Origin of the sequence: Malacoplasma iowae, from assembly GCF_900660615.1 — a bacterium.
Taxonomy (GTDB): domain Bacteria; phylum Bacillota_I; class Bacilli_A; order Mycoplasmatales; family Mycoplasmoidaceae; genus Malacoplasma; species Malacoplasma iowae.
This window is the reverse complement of sequence record NZ_LR215023.1, coordinates 268,926-285,463: the sequence shown is the minus strand read 5'-3', so window position 1 is coordinate 285,463 and position 16,538 is coordinate 268,926. Positions and strand designations below refer to the sequence as shown.

General features: G+C 25.9%; 8 protein-coding genes. 1 reads left to right on the top strand and 7 read right to left on the bottom strand.

Features of this window, described 5'->3' with window-relative positions; translation table 4 throughout:
- Nucleotides 1–2: 2 nt before the first annotated feature.
- The 5 genes from rpsF to EXC57_RS01070 all read right to left on the bottom strand — a co-directional run bounded on the left by rpsF (nucleotide 3) and on the right by EXC57_RS01070 (nucleotide 9,022).
- Entirely contained in the window at nucleotides 3–440 is a 438-nt protein-coding gene (gene rpsF, locus EXC57_RS01090) for a 30S ribosomal protein S6 (RefSeq protein ID WP_004024836.1), read from the bottom strand.
- A 370-nt stretch (nucleotides 441–810) separates the two neighbouring features.
- The gene (locus EXC57_RS01085; RefSeq protein ID WP_129692530.1) at nucleotides 811–1,785 is read right to left on the bottom strand and encodes an IS30 family transposase; all 975 of its coding nucleotides are present in this window, start codon (nucleotides 1,783–1,785) and stop codon (nucleotides 811–813) included.
- Between the two features lie 202 nt (nucleotides 1,786–1,987).
- Nucleotides 1,988–2,818 carry a hypothetical protein gene (locus EXC57_RS01080; RefSeq protein ID WP_004024957.1) on the bottom strand — a complete coding sequence of 277 codons (831 nt, stop codon included), beginning with the start codon at nucleotides 2,816–2,818 and terminating at the stop codon, nucleotides 1,988–1,990.
- A 118-nt stretch (nucleotides 2,819–2,936) separates the two neighbouring features.
- Nucleotides 2,937–5,945, bottom strand: a complete 3,009-nt coding sequence (locus tag EXC57_RS01075) for a hypothetical protein (protein WP_004024956.1) — start codon at nucleotides 5,943–5,945, stop codon at nucleotides 2,937–2,939.
- A gap of 104 nt (nucleotides 5,946–6,049) precedes the next feature.
- On the bottom strand, nucleotides 6,050–9,022 hold the full coding sequence (locus tag EXC57_RS01070) for a hypothetical protein (protein WP_229503183.1): 2,973 nt from the start codon (nucleotides 9,020–9,022) through the stop codon (nucleotides 6,050–6,052).
- Nucleotides 9,023–9,297: 275 nt separating this feature from the next.
- Here EXC57_RS01070 and EXC57_RS01065 point away from each other — a divergent pair, with 275 nt between their 5' ends.
- Nucleotides 9,298–10,272: an IS30 family transposase gene (locus EXC57_RS01065; protein WP_129692514.1), complete on the top strand. Its 975-nt coding sequence runs from the start codon at nucleotides 9,298–9,300 to the stop codon at nucleotides 10,270–10,272.
- Between the two features lie 121 nt (nucleotides 10,273–10,393).
- Here the strand turns inward: EXC57_RS01065 and EXC57_RS01060 are convergent, their stop codons facing one another.
- Entirely contained in the window at nucleotides 10,394–13,354 is a 2,961-nt protein-coding gene (locus EXC57_RS01060; protein ID WP_129692529.1) for a lipoprotein 17-related variable surface protein, read from the bottom strand.
- Between the two features lie 122 nt (nucleotides 13,355–13,476).
- Nucleotides 13,477–16,488, bottom strand: coding sequence for a hypothetical protein (locus EXC57_RS01055; protein ID WP_004025424.1), 3,012 nt, complete (start codon nucleotides 16,486–16,488; stop codon nucleotides 13,477–13,479).
- Nucleotides 16,489–16,538 lie beyond the last annotated feature (50 nt).

Sequence of the window (16,538 nt, the reverse complement as noted above, 5' to 3'; positions counted from 1 at the left end):
AACTAAATATCAGTTAATTTAACTGGTGTGTTGTCTTTTTCTCTTTTTACTTTTTCTTGTTCTAAAGCATTAGCTTCTTTAATTCTTTTATATCTTTCAGCTCTAAATTTAGATTTAGCAACTTTTTTAGGATTAATAGTTGCTTTATAACTATAATCTTTTTCAATATTAATTATTAAATGTCTTAGAACATTTTTTGTTAATAAAGTAACTCTTCTAAATTCTGCTATGATTGGAGCGTTACTTGTTTCAAAATTAATAACATAATAAAATGCTTTGTTTTTTTTGTTAATAGGATAAGATAAGTCTTTAAGACCTAATTCAGTCACACTTAGCTTATCAGTTTTTTTCAATAAATTTTTTAATTCACTGATAGTATTTTTTGCTTCACTTTCTTTTAAAGTTCCGTCAACAACTACCATAATTTCGTATTTTGACATGTATAATTCTCCTCTTTATGGATAATAGCCTAAACTCGGCAAAGAGTGCATCTTTATTGAATGCATTATTATTATATCAAAACACCTAATAATATTAATATAATGTTCTATTTATGTATATATTAGATTACATACTAAATACCAATACATAAAAGTTCAGAAAATAATATTGTATGCATGGTGTTTTTAAAGTATTTGTTGCTGTGGTAGATTGAGTTAACTAAAGATAAAAAAAGGAAATTAGTAACTTTATGAATAATCAAAAATTATTGATTAAACATAAAATACCCCTAACTGACATGTGAAGTGCAACACTTCAATGTTACATTAAACTCTCGACTTTGAAATATAAGTTGAGAGTTTTTTTGTTTTAAATATTTTCTTGATACATTTGGTAAGCTGTTTTATAACCAAACATTTTTCTTGGGATGTTGTTTACTTTTCATTCAAGAGTTTTTATTTTATCTTCACTTACTAAACTGAAGTCAGTTCCTTTTTTATATCATCTTCTAACTATCCCATTTATGTTCTCGTTGGACCCTCTTTGGAATGAAGAATAAGGTTGGCAATAATAAACTTTAAAGTTGAATTGTTTTGCAGTTATTCCCATCATTTGAAACTCTAACCCATTGTCAACAGTGATGCTTTTTATAGGGAGTTTTTCATCTCGAATAATGGTATACATTTTAGCCATCATTGATCTAGCGTTTTTCCCTTTTATTTTTCTAATAATTGCCAACCTTGTTTTTCTTTCTACTAATGTTAATAAGTGGTAATAACCACTTTGCCTTTTACTAACTATTAGATCAGCTTCTCAATGTCCAAATTCTTTTCTATTGTTTATCTTTTCTGGTCTTAGACTATAAGGAATGCAGTATTTTCCATCAATTTTAGAAAATATACCTATTTTTCTTCTTTTTCCTTTAACATATTTTCTTCTTAAACAATCTCTTCTTTGTACCTTTCAAATCTTGCTATTGATTCATCTAAATACTTGCCTAGCACTTGGAACTTTAACTAATGGATAGTTTTCTTTTATTCAAAAAATTGTAGCTTCTACACCATGAGATTTAGGATTAAATTTTTGAATAAAAAGATCTGTGAAGTTTTTGTACTTCAACATAAAAAACATATGACAATTTGATTTTCTTCTAATGTATTTTTTGTGAGCAGTTGATGAATAATAAATCCCTGTAGAAGATGTGTTTCTTTTTAATTCTCTTGATATTGTTGATTTGTTTTTATTTAAGATTTTTGCAATCTTATTCATAGAATATTTTTCTTTATTTCAAAGAAAATAAATTAAGCATCTTTCTTCTTTTGTTAAATGTTTATAAGTTTTCATAAGCACTCCTAATATTCATTATCTTTTTATTAGTGAACACTTACAAACAAAACAAATGAAGTGCACACTCTTTTTTGAGCGTTGCACTTCACATGTCAATCGAGCGTAACTTTATGAATAATCAAAAATTATTGATTAAACATAAAATACTAAATTTCCTGTTTATTTAAAGTAAATTAGTTATTAAAAATATATTAATAAACTATATTAAACTTGTTGCTTTTTTAGCAAAATCAAGAACAACATTTTCTTTACTTAAAATCTTTCCACCTCTATATGTAACATCAACTTTGAAAGTTGGATTAAATTTTATATTTTGTTGTGGTATTTCTAGAATGTAATTACCAGATATTTTATTTATTTGTTCATCTAAATTTGTATCTTTATTATCTTTTTTTGTTATTGAAATTGAGATTTCTAAATTATTTTTATTTAATTTAATTGGTTCTTTAAAAAAGTTTATATTTAATTTTCTAATAAGAGTTGTTGTTATTTTATTATCTTTGTTTTCTTCTAAACTATTTAAAGCATTCTTCACTATATCATCTCCACTAATTCCGCTAAAAATAGTTTTTAGTTCTTTAATTGAATCAAATTTAATTATTTCACTTTTATTAGCTTGGTTGTTTCTTCCAGCTCAACTAAGTTTTTTTACTGTATTTTGTTCGTTACTACTTTGTTTAGATACTGATTCACTTTCTCACTTAGAATCATCCCCTGATGTTATTGTAGTTACAATTTTCAAATCATTTGCTTGTCCTGCACTATTGATACTTGAAAAATTTTCTATAACTAAATCTTTGCTTTCGTTCAATAGTTTATCTAATGACTTTTTAATTTGTTCATTTGTACCATTTGTTCCAAACACATTAGTTAAATCTCCGTCATAACTAACTGTTGATTTAACAACTGGAACAACTACACTTGTAGAAGTTTTTTTCTTAGAACAAGAGGTAGTTATTATTGGAGTTACAGCTACAACACCAAACATGCTACCTAATGCAACAAGTTTTAATATTTTACTTTTTTTCATAAAAATTTCCCCATATTTTTGTTTAGATAAAGTATACAAAAAAAAAAAAAAAAACAAGGGGGTCTGCAAATTTTTAATAAATTTTCACAAATTTGCTAAAAAAAACAAAAAAAGAATGTTATTTCAACATTCTTCTCATTTTGTTTTTTCTTAATATATAAGCACCTATTCCAAAAGAAACAATTCCTATACCAACTAATGTTAATGATGCTGCAAGAATAATATTTCTTTCTCTAATAGCTGCAAATTGTGGTGCTCAATCAATTGTAAATGAATATTGACCATTAACTGATTTATAAGTTTTTGATTGTGCAAAAACTGAAAAATGTAGTTTCTCACCATCTCATCTTTTTTCTCTTACAGTTATTTCATCATTTGTATAACCTTTTAAATCAAGTGAATTAACCAACATATCATTGCCAATCTCATCATCAACCCTATAAGATGTAACTATGTTCTGAACATCTCTTGATCCATAATTTTTTAATTGAACTGAATAAAGTTCACTAACTGGTAAAAAACCATAGAATACTGCAGAAATTTTACCTTCTTTTAAATTGAATAAATTTCTTAATGATTTACTTAATGGTTTTCTAGAACCATCTTCAGATGGAGCTGCATAATCTAATGTAATTTCAATATAACCAAACTCAACACCACTTGGTCCTAATGAAACTTCTATTTTTGGGTCATAACCCATTGTGCTAAGTTTAGCTATTCCATTAGAGTATGTATTAGCAATAGCTTTATCTACTGATGCTAATTCAGTTTTATAACCCGGATATAATCCTTGTTGAGTTATATCAATAAACTTTGTTTCTTTTTCTTTATCCTTATAAGCGTCCTTTATCCCTTGTGAAGGAAGATTTTCATATGATGTTAAATTACCTGTAAAATTAACAGCTGCACTTTGTGATGTTTGAAAACCAGTAAACTTTTGTTCAAAATCAGCTTTTGTATTTGGCGCAAGTCCATTATAATGAACTTTAACTGTTAATGACCCATCATTATTATTAACATCATCTATAGTTATGGTTCTTATTCCTTTTGCAATAGGATAAGAATCTTGAACCTCAATAAATGCTTCTCCCAAGATATCTTCATCTCTAGTTACAAGTGATGGAATATAGTTACCAAGATTTTTTAATGTAGGATTAATATTTGGTATTTGGTTAATATCAATAGCTTCAGTTGTTGATTCACTATTTTCTTGTTGACCATAAAATTTAAATTTATAAGCATCACTTTTTGCTGGCTCAACTTTAAACTTATGAGTTTCTAAGGCATATTGAATAGTTGTATTATATTTATCAGTGTATGTAAAAGTTGCTTGAACTTCCAGTTCCCCTTTTTGATTATCTACATTTGATATCAAAAAAGTTCTTTGAACATTAGAATAATTTGGACCTTCAGTTATTGTTCCAGAAACTAAAATTTGTTCACCTTTTTCAGCAAGCATTGCTTCACTTATTTGGCTTGCTGTTTTTTTCTGAAATAAAGCTTTAAATATTTCATCTGAAGCAAACTTAACAACATCTGATGTTTTTGAAAATGTATTAGTGTATCTAACAATTGATTTTGTAGTATCACTAGATAAATTAGAATATCAAGCTTGTCTAAATGCTAATACTGAAAGTTCAAGTTTACCAGTTAGATCATCAATAGTAAATTTAGGTTCATTTGTTCCATCAGCCTTTAATGCAAATGCATTGTTTGATAATTTAAAGTCATTGATACTAAATTGAGAAGGAACTCTATTACTTGATGATGATGAAAGAGTTAAAGTTACTTGATCAGATGTAAAATTATTAGTTTTTAAAATATTGTTTACAGCACCTGTAGCAAACTTAGAGTTTGGATCAACAATATAAGAAGCATTTGCTAAATTTTGAACATGGTTTTTATCTGTAGGTACACCATAAATCATTACATCATTAGTATTACTTTGGCCATCTGTTCCATTATTACTAGTAACTATTTTTTTAAGCTCATTATTAGTATCTGAAGAAAGATCAATAGCTTGATTAATAGTGTTTTGAGTGTTTAATGTTCATACAAATTTTTCATTTGTTTTCTTAAAATAGATTAAACCATTTGAATCAATAAAAGCAGAATTTAAATTATTTGTTGTATCAAAACCATTTTTATTTTGACTTTGATTAAATAAATCAGATACAGTAGTTTTACTATAATCATTTTTATTTAATCTTATTTCATAAGCATTTTTACCTACAAACAAAATCTTTGAACTTGTTTGACTTCTATCAATTGCTTGAATAAAAATAGAAGAATATTTTCCAGATAAGCCTGTAACAGTGAATTTTCCAGTTTGCCCAAAATTTTCAATACTATTTGTTGTTTCTTGTTTTTGTTCTTTAGGTTTTATTAAAGTTGTCGCCTCATCATTCACTAATGTAAAATTCAAACTCGTTATGTTTTCTAAACTTGTAGTTCCATTTTCAGTACTAATTGCTAAGTTATAACCAACATCCAAAGGAATTAAATCAAGCAATTTTTCACTAGCAAAACTTGTACTAGTAATTTTACTTCCACTAGATTTTAATGTATTTCTATCAACAGGTGTTATTTGTGGGTTAGGTGTTGAAGAACTTCATACATATAATGTATTGTTAAAATCAATCCCAGCAATTCTATCTGAATTAGCACTAATGCCACTTTCAGTTTGACTAGCTTTCGCTAAAATTTCACCAGTTAATGTATTTACTTTAATTAAATAACTTTTATCAGTAATTAAAAATAATCATTCTTGTTCTTGTAAATATTCTCAACTAGTTATTGATTTTGAATTTGTATCCAATGTTGAAATGTCTAAAGTTCAATTTAAAGAACCATATCAATCCCTACTTTCAATTGTTTTTTTATCTTTGTTTACAACTATTGGTCCAATTGAAGTAGAAATATTTTCTAATCCAGTATCTTTTGCAAAAGTACCATCATTAGTATTTTGTGTTGCTTTTAAATTATTTTTATTTATAGTTTGATCAAAATTTTTAGCAAGATTATTTTTACTAAAATCATTAAAACTTGATGCAAGAATTGGTGCAGCAATTGATGCTACTCCAATTGTAGATGTAAGAAGCAATTTAAATTTACTTTTTATGTTCATTCCAAACTCCATTTAGATACTTCATAAATAATTGTAAAGTTTATAAAATTCAATTTCAAACTTGAAAAATTTAGAAAAATATTATATAGAACAAAAAAAGAATGTTATTTCAACATTCTTCTCATTTTGTTTTTTCTTAATATATAAGCACCAATTCCAAAAGAAACAATTCCTATACCAACTAATGTTAATGATGCTGCAAGAATAATATTTCTTTCTCTAATAGCTGCAAATTGTGGCGCTCAATCAATTGTAAATGAATATTGACCATTAACTGATTTATATTCATTTGATTGAGCAAAGACAACAAAGTTCAATTTTTCACCATCTCAAGTTTTATCCCTAATTTGAATTTCATTAGGAGTATATCCATTTAATTCAAGAGAATTTATTAACATTTGGTTGTCAATCACATCATCAACTTTATAAGTTGTTACAATATTTTGAACATCTTTTGAACTATAATTTTTTAAAGTTATTCAATATATATCTCTTATTGGTAAAAAACCAAAATAGACAGATTTTATCTTCCCATCTTTTAACCCAAAACTATTTAATAATGAATTAGGTAATTTTTTTCTATTTTCATCACTTGGAGCAGAATAATCTAAAGTAATTTCAACATATCCATATTCAACACCAGATTCACCAGTAGTAACTTCAACTTTAGGTGTATATCCCATTGTAGCAAGAGCCTGTATTCCAGATGAATAAGTATTAGAAAATTGACCCAATGGATTAGCTATCTCTTTACCATAATTTGGATATAACCCATTTTGAGTTATATCAATAAAAGAATAATCACTATGATTTTTTGAATATGCTTCTTTAATACCTTCAGTTTCTAGATTATCATATGGTGTTTTAGTACCAGCAAAATCAACACGTGCTTGTGTGTTAGTTTTAAATCCAGTATATTTTTGTTTAAAACTACTTTGAATGGTATTTGCCAATCCATTGTAGTCAACATTTACAGTCAATGTACCATCTTCATCATTTCTTTCAGTTATATATACACTTCTAATTCCATCATCTATTGGATAAGAATTTTGAATTTCAATAAATGCTTTAGCTAAGAATTCTTGATCAGATGTTACAAGAGATGGTACAAAGTTTTTTAAGGTATTTAAATTTTGACTACTTGTTATCGTTGAAATATCAATTGCTTGTTCATCACCAGTAGGACTATTAGTTTTTGATTGTCCATACATTTTAAATTCATATGAATTAGTTGATGCTGGTTTTATAGTATATTGTTTGTCTGGTAAAGTATAAACAATAGTTGTATTGTATTTATCTGTATAAGTAAAAGTACCTTGTAAGTTTATTTTCCCATTTGTATTATCAGTACTAGTTATTAAAAATTTTCTTTGAATATTTGAATACCCATTAGCTGTTGTAATACTGCTTGAAACTATAATGTCACTACCTTTAGATTCTAATGTACTTTCATTAATTTGATTTGGAGTATAATTCCCAAAAAGGCCTTTAAATATGGAGTCATTTGCCCATATTACAGATTCATCTAATTTCTTAACTGTATTTTCATATCTTACTTTAACTTTAGTTTTAATATTTGCTAAAGAAGAATATCAAGCTTGACGATATGCTGTTATAGTTAATTTTATTTTTCCTTGTCTATCATCTATTTCAAATTTAGCATCATTATTTGTTAAATTAATTGAATCTGCAAATTCTGATAATTGAAAATCTCTTATGGAATAAAGAGATGGAAGTTTAGTTTGGTTTCCAACATATTTAATTTCTACTTGTGAATTATAAAAATTATTAGTCTTTAAAACATTAGATTGTGACCCTGTTGCAAATTTACTTTTTGGATCAATTAAAAATAAATTATTAGCAGAATTAGTTTTTTTATCTTGTTCTGTTGGAACACCAAAAATCATTAGATCATTATCATCTTTTGTAGTTATTTTATTTAAATCACTATTTGATGTATTTTTTAAATTAAATGTTCCATCTAATGTATTAGTTGTAGATAATTTTCAAATTGATGTTTCATTTTTTCTTTTGAAATAAATTAAACCATTAGCATCTATAAATGCTGAATTTAATGATTTATCATTAGTAAAAGTTTTGTTTTGATCAGATTTAAGAATTTCTGTAACAGTTGATTTTTCAATTGCATTTTTATATGTTTTTATTTCATATGCTGTTTTGTCAACAAATAATATTTTTGATTGCGTTTGACTTCTTTCAATAAATTCAATAAAAATAGATTCATATTTTAAATTAATATTATTAACAGTAAATTTTCCTGTAGTTCCAAAGTTTGTTAACTCATTTGTTATTGGTTTATCTTTGTTATTTATAATTGGTTTCATTTCATCATTAACTAAAGTAAAAGTTAATGATGAGATTGTTTCTACATTTTGACTAGTTGAATTTAAGGCTGTAACAGCAAGATTATATCCAACTTCTATAGGTAAAATTTTTAATAATTTTTCATCAGCAAAAGAAGTTGTTGTTATTTGATTACCGGTTTTTTTAAATGTATTTCTATCTACAATAGTGATTATAGGGTTTGACGTTTTAGAACTTCAAACATACAAAGTATCATTGTAGTCAATACCTCCAATTCTATCTGAATTGCTTGACACTTCTGATTCACTTTTAGATGCTTTAGCTAAAATTTCCCCAGTAGTAGCATTAATTTTAATAAGATAACTATTTGATGTTATTAAATATAAATTTTCATCCTTTTGTAAATATTCTCAATCAGATACTGTAGCATTATTTTCAGTATCTATTTGACTAACATCAACACTTCAGTTTATAGCACCATATCAATCTCTACTTTCTACAGTCTTTTTATCATTATTTAAAACTATAGGACCAATAGATGTTGAAATGTTTTCAAGCCCTGTTTCAGTAGCAAATGTTCCATCATTAGTTGTTACAGTATCATTTAGTGTATTTTTATTAGAATCTATAGTTTCATTAATTTTATTTGTGTAATTATAATCAATAGAATTTATAGATATAAAAGGTATAGATGCAGATGCAATACCAATTGTAGAAGCTATTAATAACTTAAATTTATTTTTAATATTCATTATTTACAACTCCAGAAATCATATAAAATAAATTTTAAAGAATCAAAAATTTAAAATCAACTTTGAGAATAAAAACTAATAATTCATAAAATAAAATAATTTAATCTTTTTTTAATAAAAAATTTATAAAGCAAATAAAAAATATTGTCTAAACAAATAGACAATATTTTGCTCGACTGACATGTGAAGTGCAACACTCGAAAAAGAGTGTGCACTTCATTTGTTTTGTTTGTAAGTGTTCACTAATAAAAAGATAATGAATATTAGGAGTGCTTATGAAAACTTATAAACATTTAACAAAAGAAGAAAGATGCTTAATTTATTTTCTTTGAAATAAAGAAAAATATTCTATGAATAAGATTGCAAAAATCTTAAATAAAAACAAATCAACAATATCAAGAGAATTAAAAAGAAACACATCTTCAACAGGAATTTATTATTCATCAAATGCTCACAAAAAATACATTAGAAGAAAATCAAATTGTCATATGTTTTTTATGTTGAAGTACAAAAACTTCACAGATCTTTTTATTCAAAAATTTAATCCTAAATCTCATGGTGTAGAAGCTACAATTTTTTGAATAAAAGAAAACTATCCATTAGTTAAAGTTCCAAGTGCTAGGCAAGTATTTAGATGAATCAATAGCAAGATTTGAAAGATACAAAGAAGAGATTGTTTAAGAAGAAAATATGTTAAAGGAAAAAGAAGAAAAATAGGTATATTTTCTAAAATTGATGGAAAATACTGCATTCCTTATAGTCTAAGACCAGAAAAGATAAACAAAAGAAAAGAATTTGGACATTGAGAAGCTGATCTAATAGTTAGTAAAAGGCAAAGTGGTTATTACCACTTATTAACATTAGTAGAAAGAAAAACAAGGTTGGCAATTATTAGAAAAATAAAAGGTAAAAACGCTAGATCAATGATGGCTAAAATGTATACCATTATTCGAGATGAAAAACTCCCAATAAAAAGCATCACTGTTGATAATGGGTTAGAGTTTCAAATGATGGGAATAACTGCAAAACAATTCAACTTTAAAGTTTATTATTGCCAACCTTATTCTTCATTCCAAAGAGGGTCCAACGAGAACATAAATGGGATAGTTAGAAGATGATATAAAAAAGGAACTGACTTCAGTTTAGTAAGTGAAGATAAAATAAAAACTCTTGAATGAAAAGTAAACAACATCCCAAGAAAAATGTTTGGTTATAAAACAGCTTACCAAATGTATCAAGAAAATATTTAAAACAAAAAACTCTCAACTTATATTTCAAAGTCGAGAGTTTAATGTAACATTGAAGTGTTGCACTTCACATGTCAGTTAGGGAAAATATTGTCTAAACAAATAGACAATATTTTTGGATTCATTATTTCAATAATCTTCTAATTTTATTTTTTCTCAATATATATGCACCTATACCAAATGCAACAACACCAATACCATCTAATGTTAATGATACTGCCAATATTAAGTTTCTTTCTCTAATAGATGCAAATTTTGGTGCTCAATCAATTGTGAAATTATATGTAGAAACAACAGATGGATATTTAGCAGATTTTCCTGTTACTTCAAAATTAAGTTTTTCACCATCTCATGATCTATTTTGGATTTTAATTTCATCATTTAAAAAACCTTTATAATCTAATGTTTTTAAAAGATCATTGTAGTCAACTAATGACTCAACATTATAGTTATTAACAATATTTTGAACTTCTGGAGAATAATAAGATTTTAAAGATATACCAAATCTTGTACTAACTGGTAAGAACCCAAAATAAACTTGTGATATTTTTCCATCTTTTAAACCAAACTTATCTTGAAAACTCTTTGGTAATCTTTTTCTATCTTGAGTTGATTCCCTTGTATAGTCTAATTCAACTTGTAAGAAACCATATTGAGCTCCATTGTCACTATGTTTAACTTCCGCTATAGGAGAATATCCCATTGCAGCCAATGCAGCAACTCCATCAGAATAAGTTTTAGCTAAATCATTAACCTCATCAGATATTTTATCAGCATATTCTGGATAAACATCTTTAATGTTTATATATGTAGTATCATTACTAAATAAAGATGTTATGTTAGTTGAAACATCTTCTTTTTTAACTTTATTACCTTTGAAATCAATTCTAGATTGATTTAAAGTTTTAAAACCTGTAAATTTTCTTGCAAAACTTGATGGAATTTTATTATCTAAACCAACATAATCTACTGCAACAGTTACAGTTCCATTTTCATTATCTCAATCTTTTAAATAAATATTTCTTAACCCTTTTGCAATAGGATAAGAATCTTGTGTTTTAATGAATGCATCTGCTAATAAATCTTGATCTGGATTGATGAAAGAAGGAATATATTTTTTCAAACTATCCAATGCTTGGTTTCCTGTTATTTGATTTATATCAATAGCTGGTAATTTTGTATAGTCATTATCATGTCCATTACCATTAGAGTCTTGACCATAAAATTCAAATTTATAATCACTTTGTGTCGCTTTTTTAACAGTGAAAGTTTCTGGATTTAAAGTGTAATTAATAGTAGTATTGTACTTATCTGTATATGTAAATGTGCCCTCTACTTTAATTAAACCTGTAGTGTCAGTTCTTTCAACAATTAAAAATTTTCTAGATATGTTTGAATAACCATTAGATGTTGTAATATTAGAACTTGGCATTATTAATTCTGCATTTTTATCTAATAGTTCTTCAGTTATTTGTCCTGGTGTATATTTGCTATAAAGATTTTGGAAAACTTGTTTAGCCCAAACAACAGCTCCCTCTAATTTTTTAAATCCAGTATTTTTATAATGCAAATATGTTTTAGTTTTCACAGAGCTAAATTGAGAATATCAAGCATTACGCGTTGAAAGTAAAGTTAGAGATAATTCTCCTTTCCTATCATCAATAACAAATTTTGCATCATTATTTGAGTTATTTATTTGATCACCATTTCCAACTATTTTAAAATTACTAATATTTAATTGTGATGGTAAAAGGTTCGTAATTGAAATATTATCATTGGGTTTTAATTCTAATTTTTCATTATAAAAATTAGTTGGTTTTGCAATATTTGATGTAAACCCTGTTGCAAAATTTGAACCTTGATCTACTAAATAAATATTATTTGCAGAATTAATATCTTCTCTTTCTTCTGTAGGTACACCATAAACTTTTAGTTTATTTGTGTTTCCAGTATCATTAGTAATTATCTGTTTTAAATCATTATTGTTAGCATTACTTAAATCTATTGGTGTGCTAATTTTATTAGATGAATTTAAATTACTAATGGTCTTATCACCATCTCTTTTAAAAATTACATTATTATTTGAGTCAATAAATGATGAATTAAATGATTTAGGACTAGTTGTTTCAGCTTTGTTTGCTTGATCATTATTAGTAATTAGTTTAATGTCTGATTTATTTGGAGTGTTTTTATTTAAAAATACTTCATAAATTTTATTATCAATAAACAATAAAGTTGATTGTGTTGATGATCTATAGAAACCATCTATATAAATATTGCCTCATTCAAGACCAGGTGTTATATCAATTTCTAATTCTTGTACATTTTCTTTTGAATCAACTTTTTCTTTTTTAACAAGTGGTTCTAATGAATCATTTACTAAAGTTAATTTCAATTTAGAAATTGTATTTTGATTATTTTCTTGTCCATTTGTTGTTACAGCAATATTATATCCAACATCAATTGGAATAATTTTTTGTAACTTATTCATTGTTAAAAAATTATTAGAATTATTTGTAGTACCTGTTTTTTTCAAAGTATTTCTATCAACAGAATAAATTGTAGTGGATGTAGTTTTAGAATTTCATACATATAAAGTATCATTGTATTGAATTCCGCCTAGTCTATCTGCATTTTGAATTTCAGAACTTGATTTATCAGCTGAAGCTAATACTTCACCAGTGGTAGCATTAATTTTTATCAAATAACTATTTGATGTAATTAAAAATAAACTATCACTTTTTTGCAAATATTCTCAATCAACAACCGAAATTGATCCATTATTTGTTTTATCAATTGTTGAAATATCTAACGTTCAATTAGTATATCCATATCAATCTCTACTTTCAATAGTTTTATTATCTTTTAAAACAATTGGCCCAATAGATGTAGAAATGTTTTCTAAACTTTTTTTGTCTAAAAAATTAACATCTTTAGTAGATGTTAAATCATTATTTGTTATTTTATAAGTGTTTAAATTTCCAATTGAATTATTGTTATTTTTTGTATAACTTATAATAGATGGAACCATTATTGCAGAAATACCAATACTAGATGCAATCATTAATTTGATCTTATTTTTCATAAAAACCGCCATTTACAGTCATTTTTTTGATTATATTAACTCAAAGATAAAAATCAACCCAAGCAAAGTTTTATAAAACAAATAAAAAATATTGCCATATTTGAATGACAATATTTTTGTTTTTATTTCAATAGTCTTCTAATTTTATTTTTTCTAAGTATGTAAACACCAATACCAAATGCTACAACCCCAATACCAGCCAATGTTAAAACAACAGCTAATATTAAATTTCTTTCTCTAATTGATGCAAATTTTGGTGCTCAATCAATTGTAAAATTATATGTTGATGCAACTGATGGATATTTAGCTGATTTACCAGAAACCATAAATTCAAGTTTTTCACCATTTCAATTAACATTAAGAATATTAACTTCACCTTGCAAATATCCTTTGTAATTAAGTGTTTTTAAAAGGTCATCATAACTAACATGAGACTCTACACTATAATTATTTACAATGTTTTGAACCTCTTGGGAATAATAATTTTTTAAAGTTATTCCAAATCTTGTACTAACTGGTAAAAATCCAATATACACTTGAGTAATTTTACCATCTTTTAAACCAAACTCATTGTAGAAACTTTGTGGTATTTTTTTTCTTTGTTCTGTAGTTGGTTTAGAATAATCTAATTCAACTTGAAGATATCCATATTGTGCACCATTATTATCACTTATTATTCTAACTTCAGGTGAATAACCCATTGCAGATAGTTTAGCAATTCCATCTGAATATGTTTTGGCAATTTCTGTTACTTCATCAGAAATTTTATCTGTATATTCTGGATAAACATCTTTAATATTTATAAATGTTGTTGTTTCATCTTTAAATATATTTTTTATTTCAGGACTTACTTGGTCTTTTGGCACATTTTGACCTTTAAAAGTTACCTTAGCAGTTGTAGTTGTTTGAAAACCACCAAACCTTCTTTCAAAATGTGATTTAACATCTTTTCTTAACCCTACATAATCAACAGCTATTGTTAATTGTCCATTTGCATCATCTTTATCTTTTATATAAACATTTCTCAATTCTTTAGCAATAGGATAAGAGTCTTGTGTTTTTATAAAAGCATCAGCTAATTTGTTTGGATCTGGTTCAATAAATGAAGGAATAAATTTTTTCAAATCATTTAAAGCACTATTACCTGAAATACTATTTATATCAATTACAGGCAAACTACTTGCATTTTGATCAGATCCATCTTGGTCATTAGTTTGACCATAGAATTCAAATTTGTAATCAGATGTTGATGCTGCTTTGATTGTGTATTTTTGTTGATTTAAAGAATAGTTAATAGTAGTGTTATATTTATCAGTATATGTAACTGTCGCTTCAATTCATATTTCACCTTTAGAATCATCTCTATTAACAATTAAAAAACTTTTCTTAATATTTGTATATCCATTGTTTGAAGTAATGTTATTAGATGGTAATATAGTATCTTTGTTTTTTTCTAGAATATCCTCTGTAATTTGGCCTGGAGTATTTTTACCATAAAGACCTTTAAAAATTTGTTCTGATGCTCAATTAATAGCAGTACTTGTTTTCATTAAACTATTACTAGAATAATGCAAATATGTTTTTGTTTTAATGTTATTTGTTCTTGAATATCATGCATTTCTTGTAGATAAAAGTTTTAAAGATATACTTCCATTTAAATCATCAACAGTAAATTTAGCATCTGCATTATCTGGTCTTATAGCATCAGCACCACTACCTTCAATTTTAAAATTTGATATATTCATTTGTGATGGTAATAATCTAGAAACAGAAACTGAATCTATTGTTTTAAGTTGCAATTGATCTTGAAAAAAATTATTGGATTTAACTATGTTTGATTCAAATCCTGTTGCAAACTTACTACCAGCATCTGCTAAATAAATTAAGTTGGCAGCATTGGCTTTTTTATTTGCTTCTGTTGGAACACCAAAAACCATAAGTTTATTTGTGTTGTTTGTATCACCATCTATTATTGTTTTTAATGAATTATTAGTTGAATTTGTTAAATCTAATACATTAACTTTATTATCAATTGTTAATGAACTAATAGATTTATCACCTTCTCTTTTAAAAACAACTAAATTATTTGAATCTATAAATGATGAATTAAAAGATTTTTGATTTTCTTTTTTCTCTGGAGTGCTATTTTGAGTTGTTGTAATTTCTGTTATATTTGATTTTTCAACAGCATTTTTATTTAATGAAATTTCATAAGCTTTATTCCCAATAAATAAAAGTGTCGTTTTTGTTGCTGATCTATAAAAAGAATTTTTATAAATATCATTTCAATTTAAACCAGCACCATTTAAACTATTTAAATCTATTTCGATTTCTTGTTTTGTTTGTGCAGTATTATCTGTTACCATTGCTGGTTCTTTTTTAGTTACCAATGGTTTGATGTTATCATCAACCATTGTTGCTTTAACTTTTTTAATTGATCCATCATTTTCAGAGCTTCCAATAGTTAAGGCAATATTGTAACCAACATCAAGTGGATAAATAGCTTGTAATTTATTTGTAGTTAAAAAGTCATTGCTATTAGATGAAGTGTCCATGCTTTTCTTATTACTTTTAAGTGTGTTTCTATCAACAGAATATATTGTTGTAGATGTAGATTTTGAATTTCAAGCATATAAAGTATCATTGTAAGAAATACCAGAGATTCTATCAGCATCACTAATACCTGATGTGTTTTTATCAGCACTTGCTAAAACTTCTCCAGTTGTTGCATTAATTTTTATTAAGCAGCTATTAGAAGTAATTAAAAACAAACTATCACTTATTTCTAAATATTCTCAATCAACAACAGTTGTAGAACTACTTGATTTAATTGTTTTATCAATTGATGTAATATCAAAAGTTCAGTTTGCATATCCATATCAATCTCTACTTTCAATAGTTTTCTCGTCTTTCATTACTATTGGTCCAATAGAAGTTGAAATGTTATCAAGACCTTTTTTATCTAAAAAACTAGTGTTATCTTGTGCTACTGCTTTAGCATTTCTAGATATAGAACTTTCCTTGTTTACCACATTAAGTCGTTGTTCATTTTTTGAAAAAACAGCCAAAGATGGTATAGCCATTGCTGACATACCTATAGCTGAAAATAATATAAGTTTAGTTTTATTTTTCATAATTAATTCCTAATTTACATGTGTTTCTTGATTATATTAATTCAAAGATA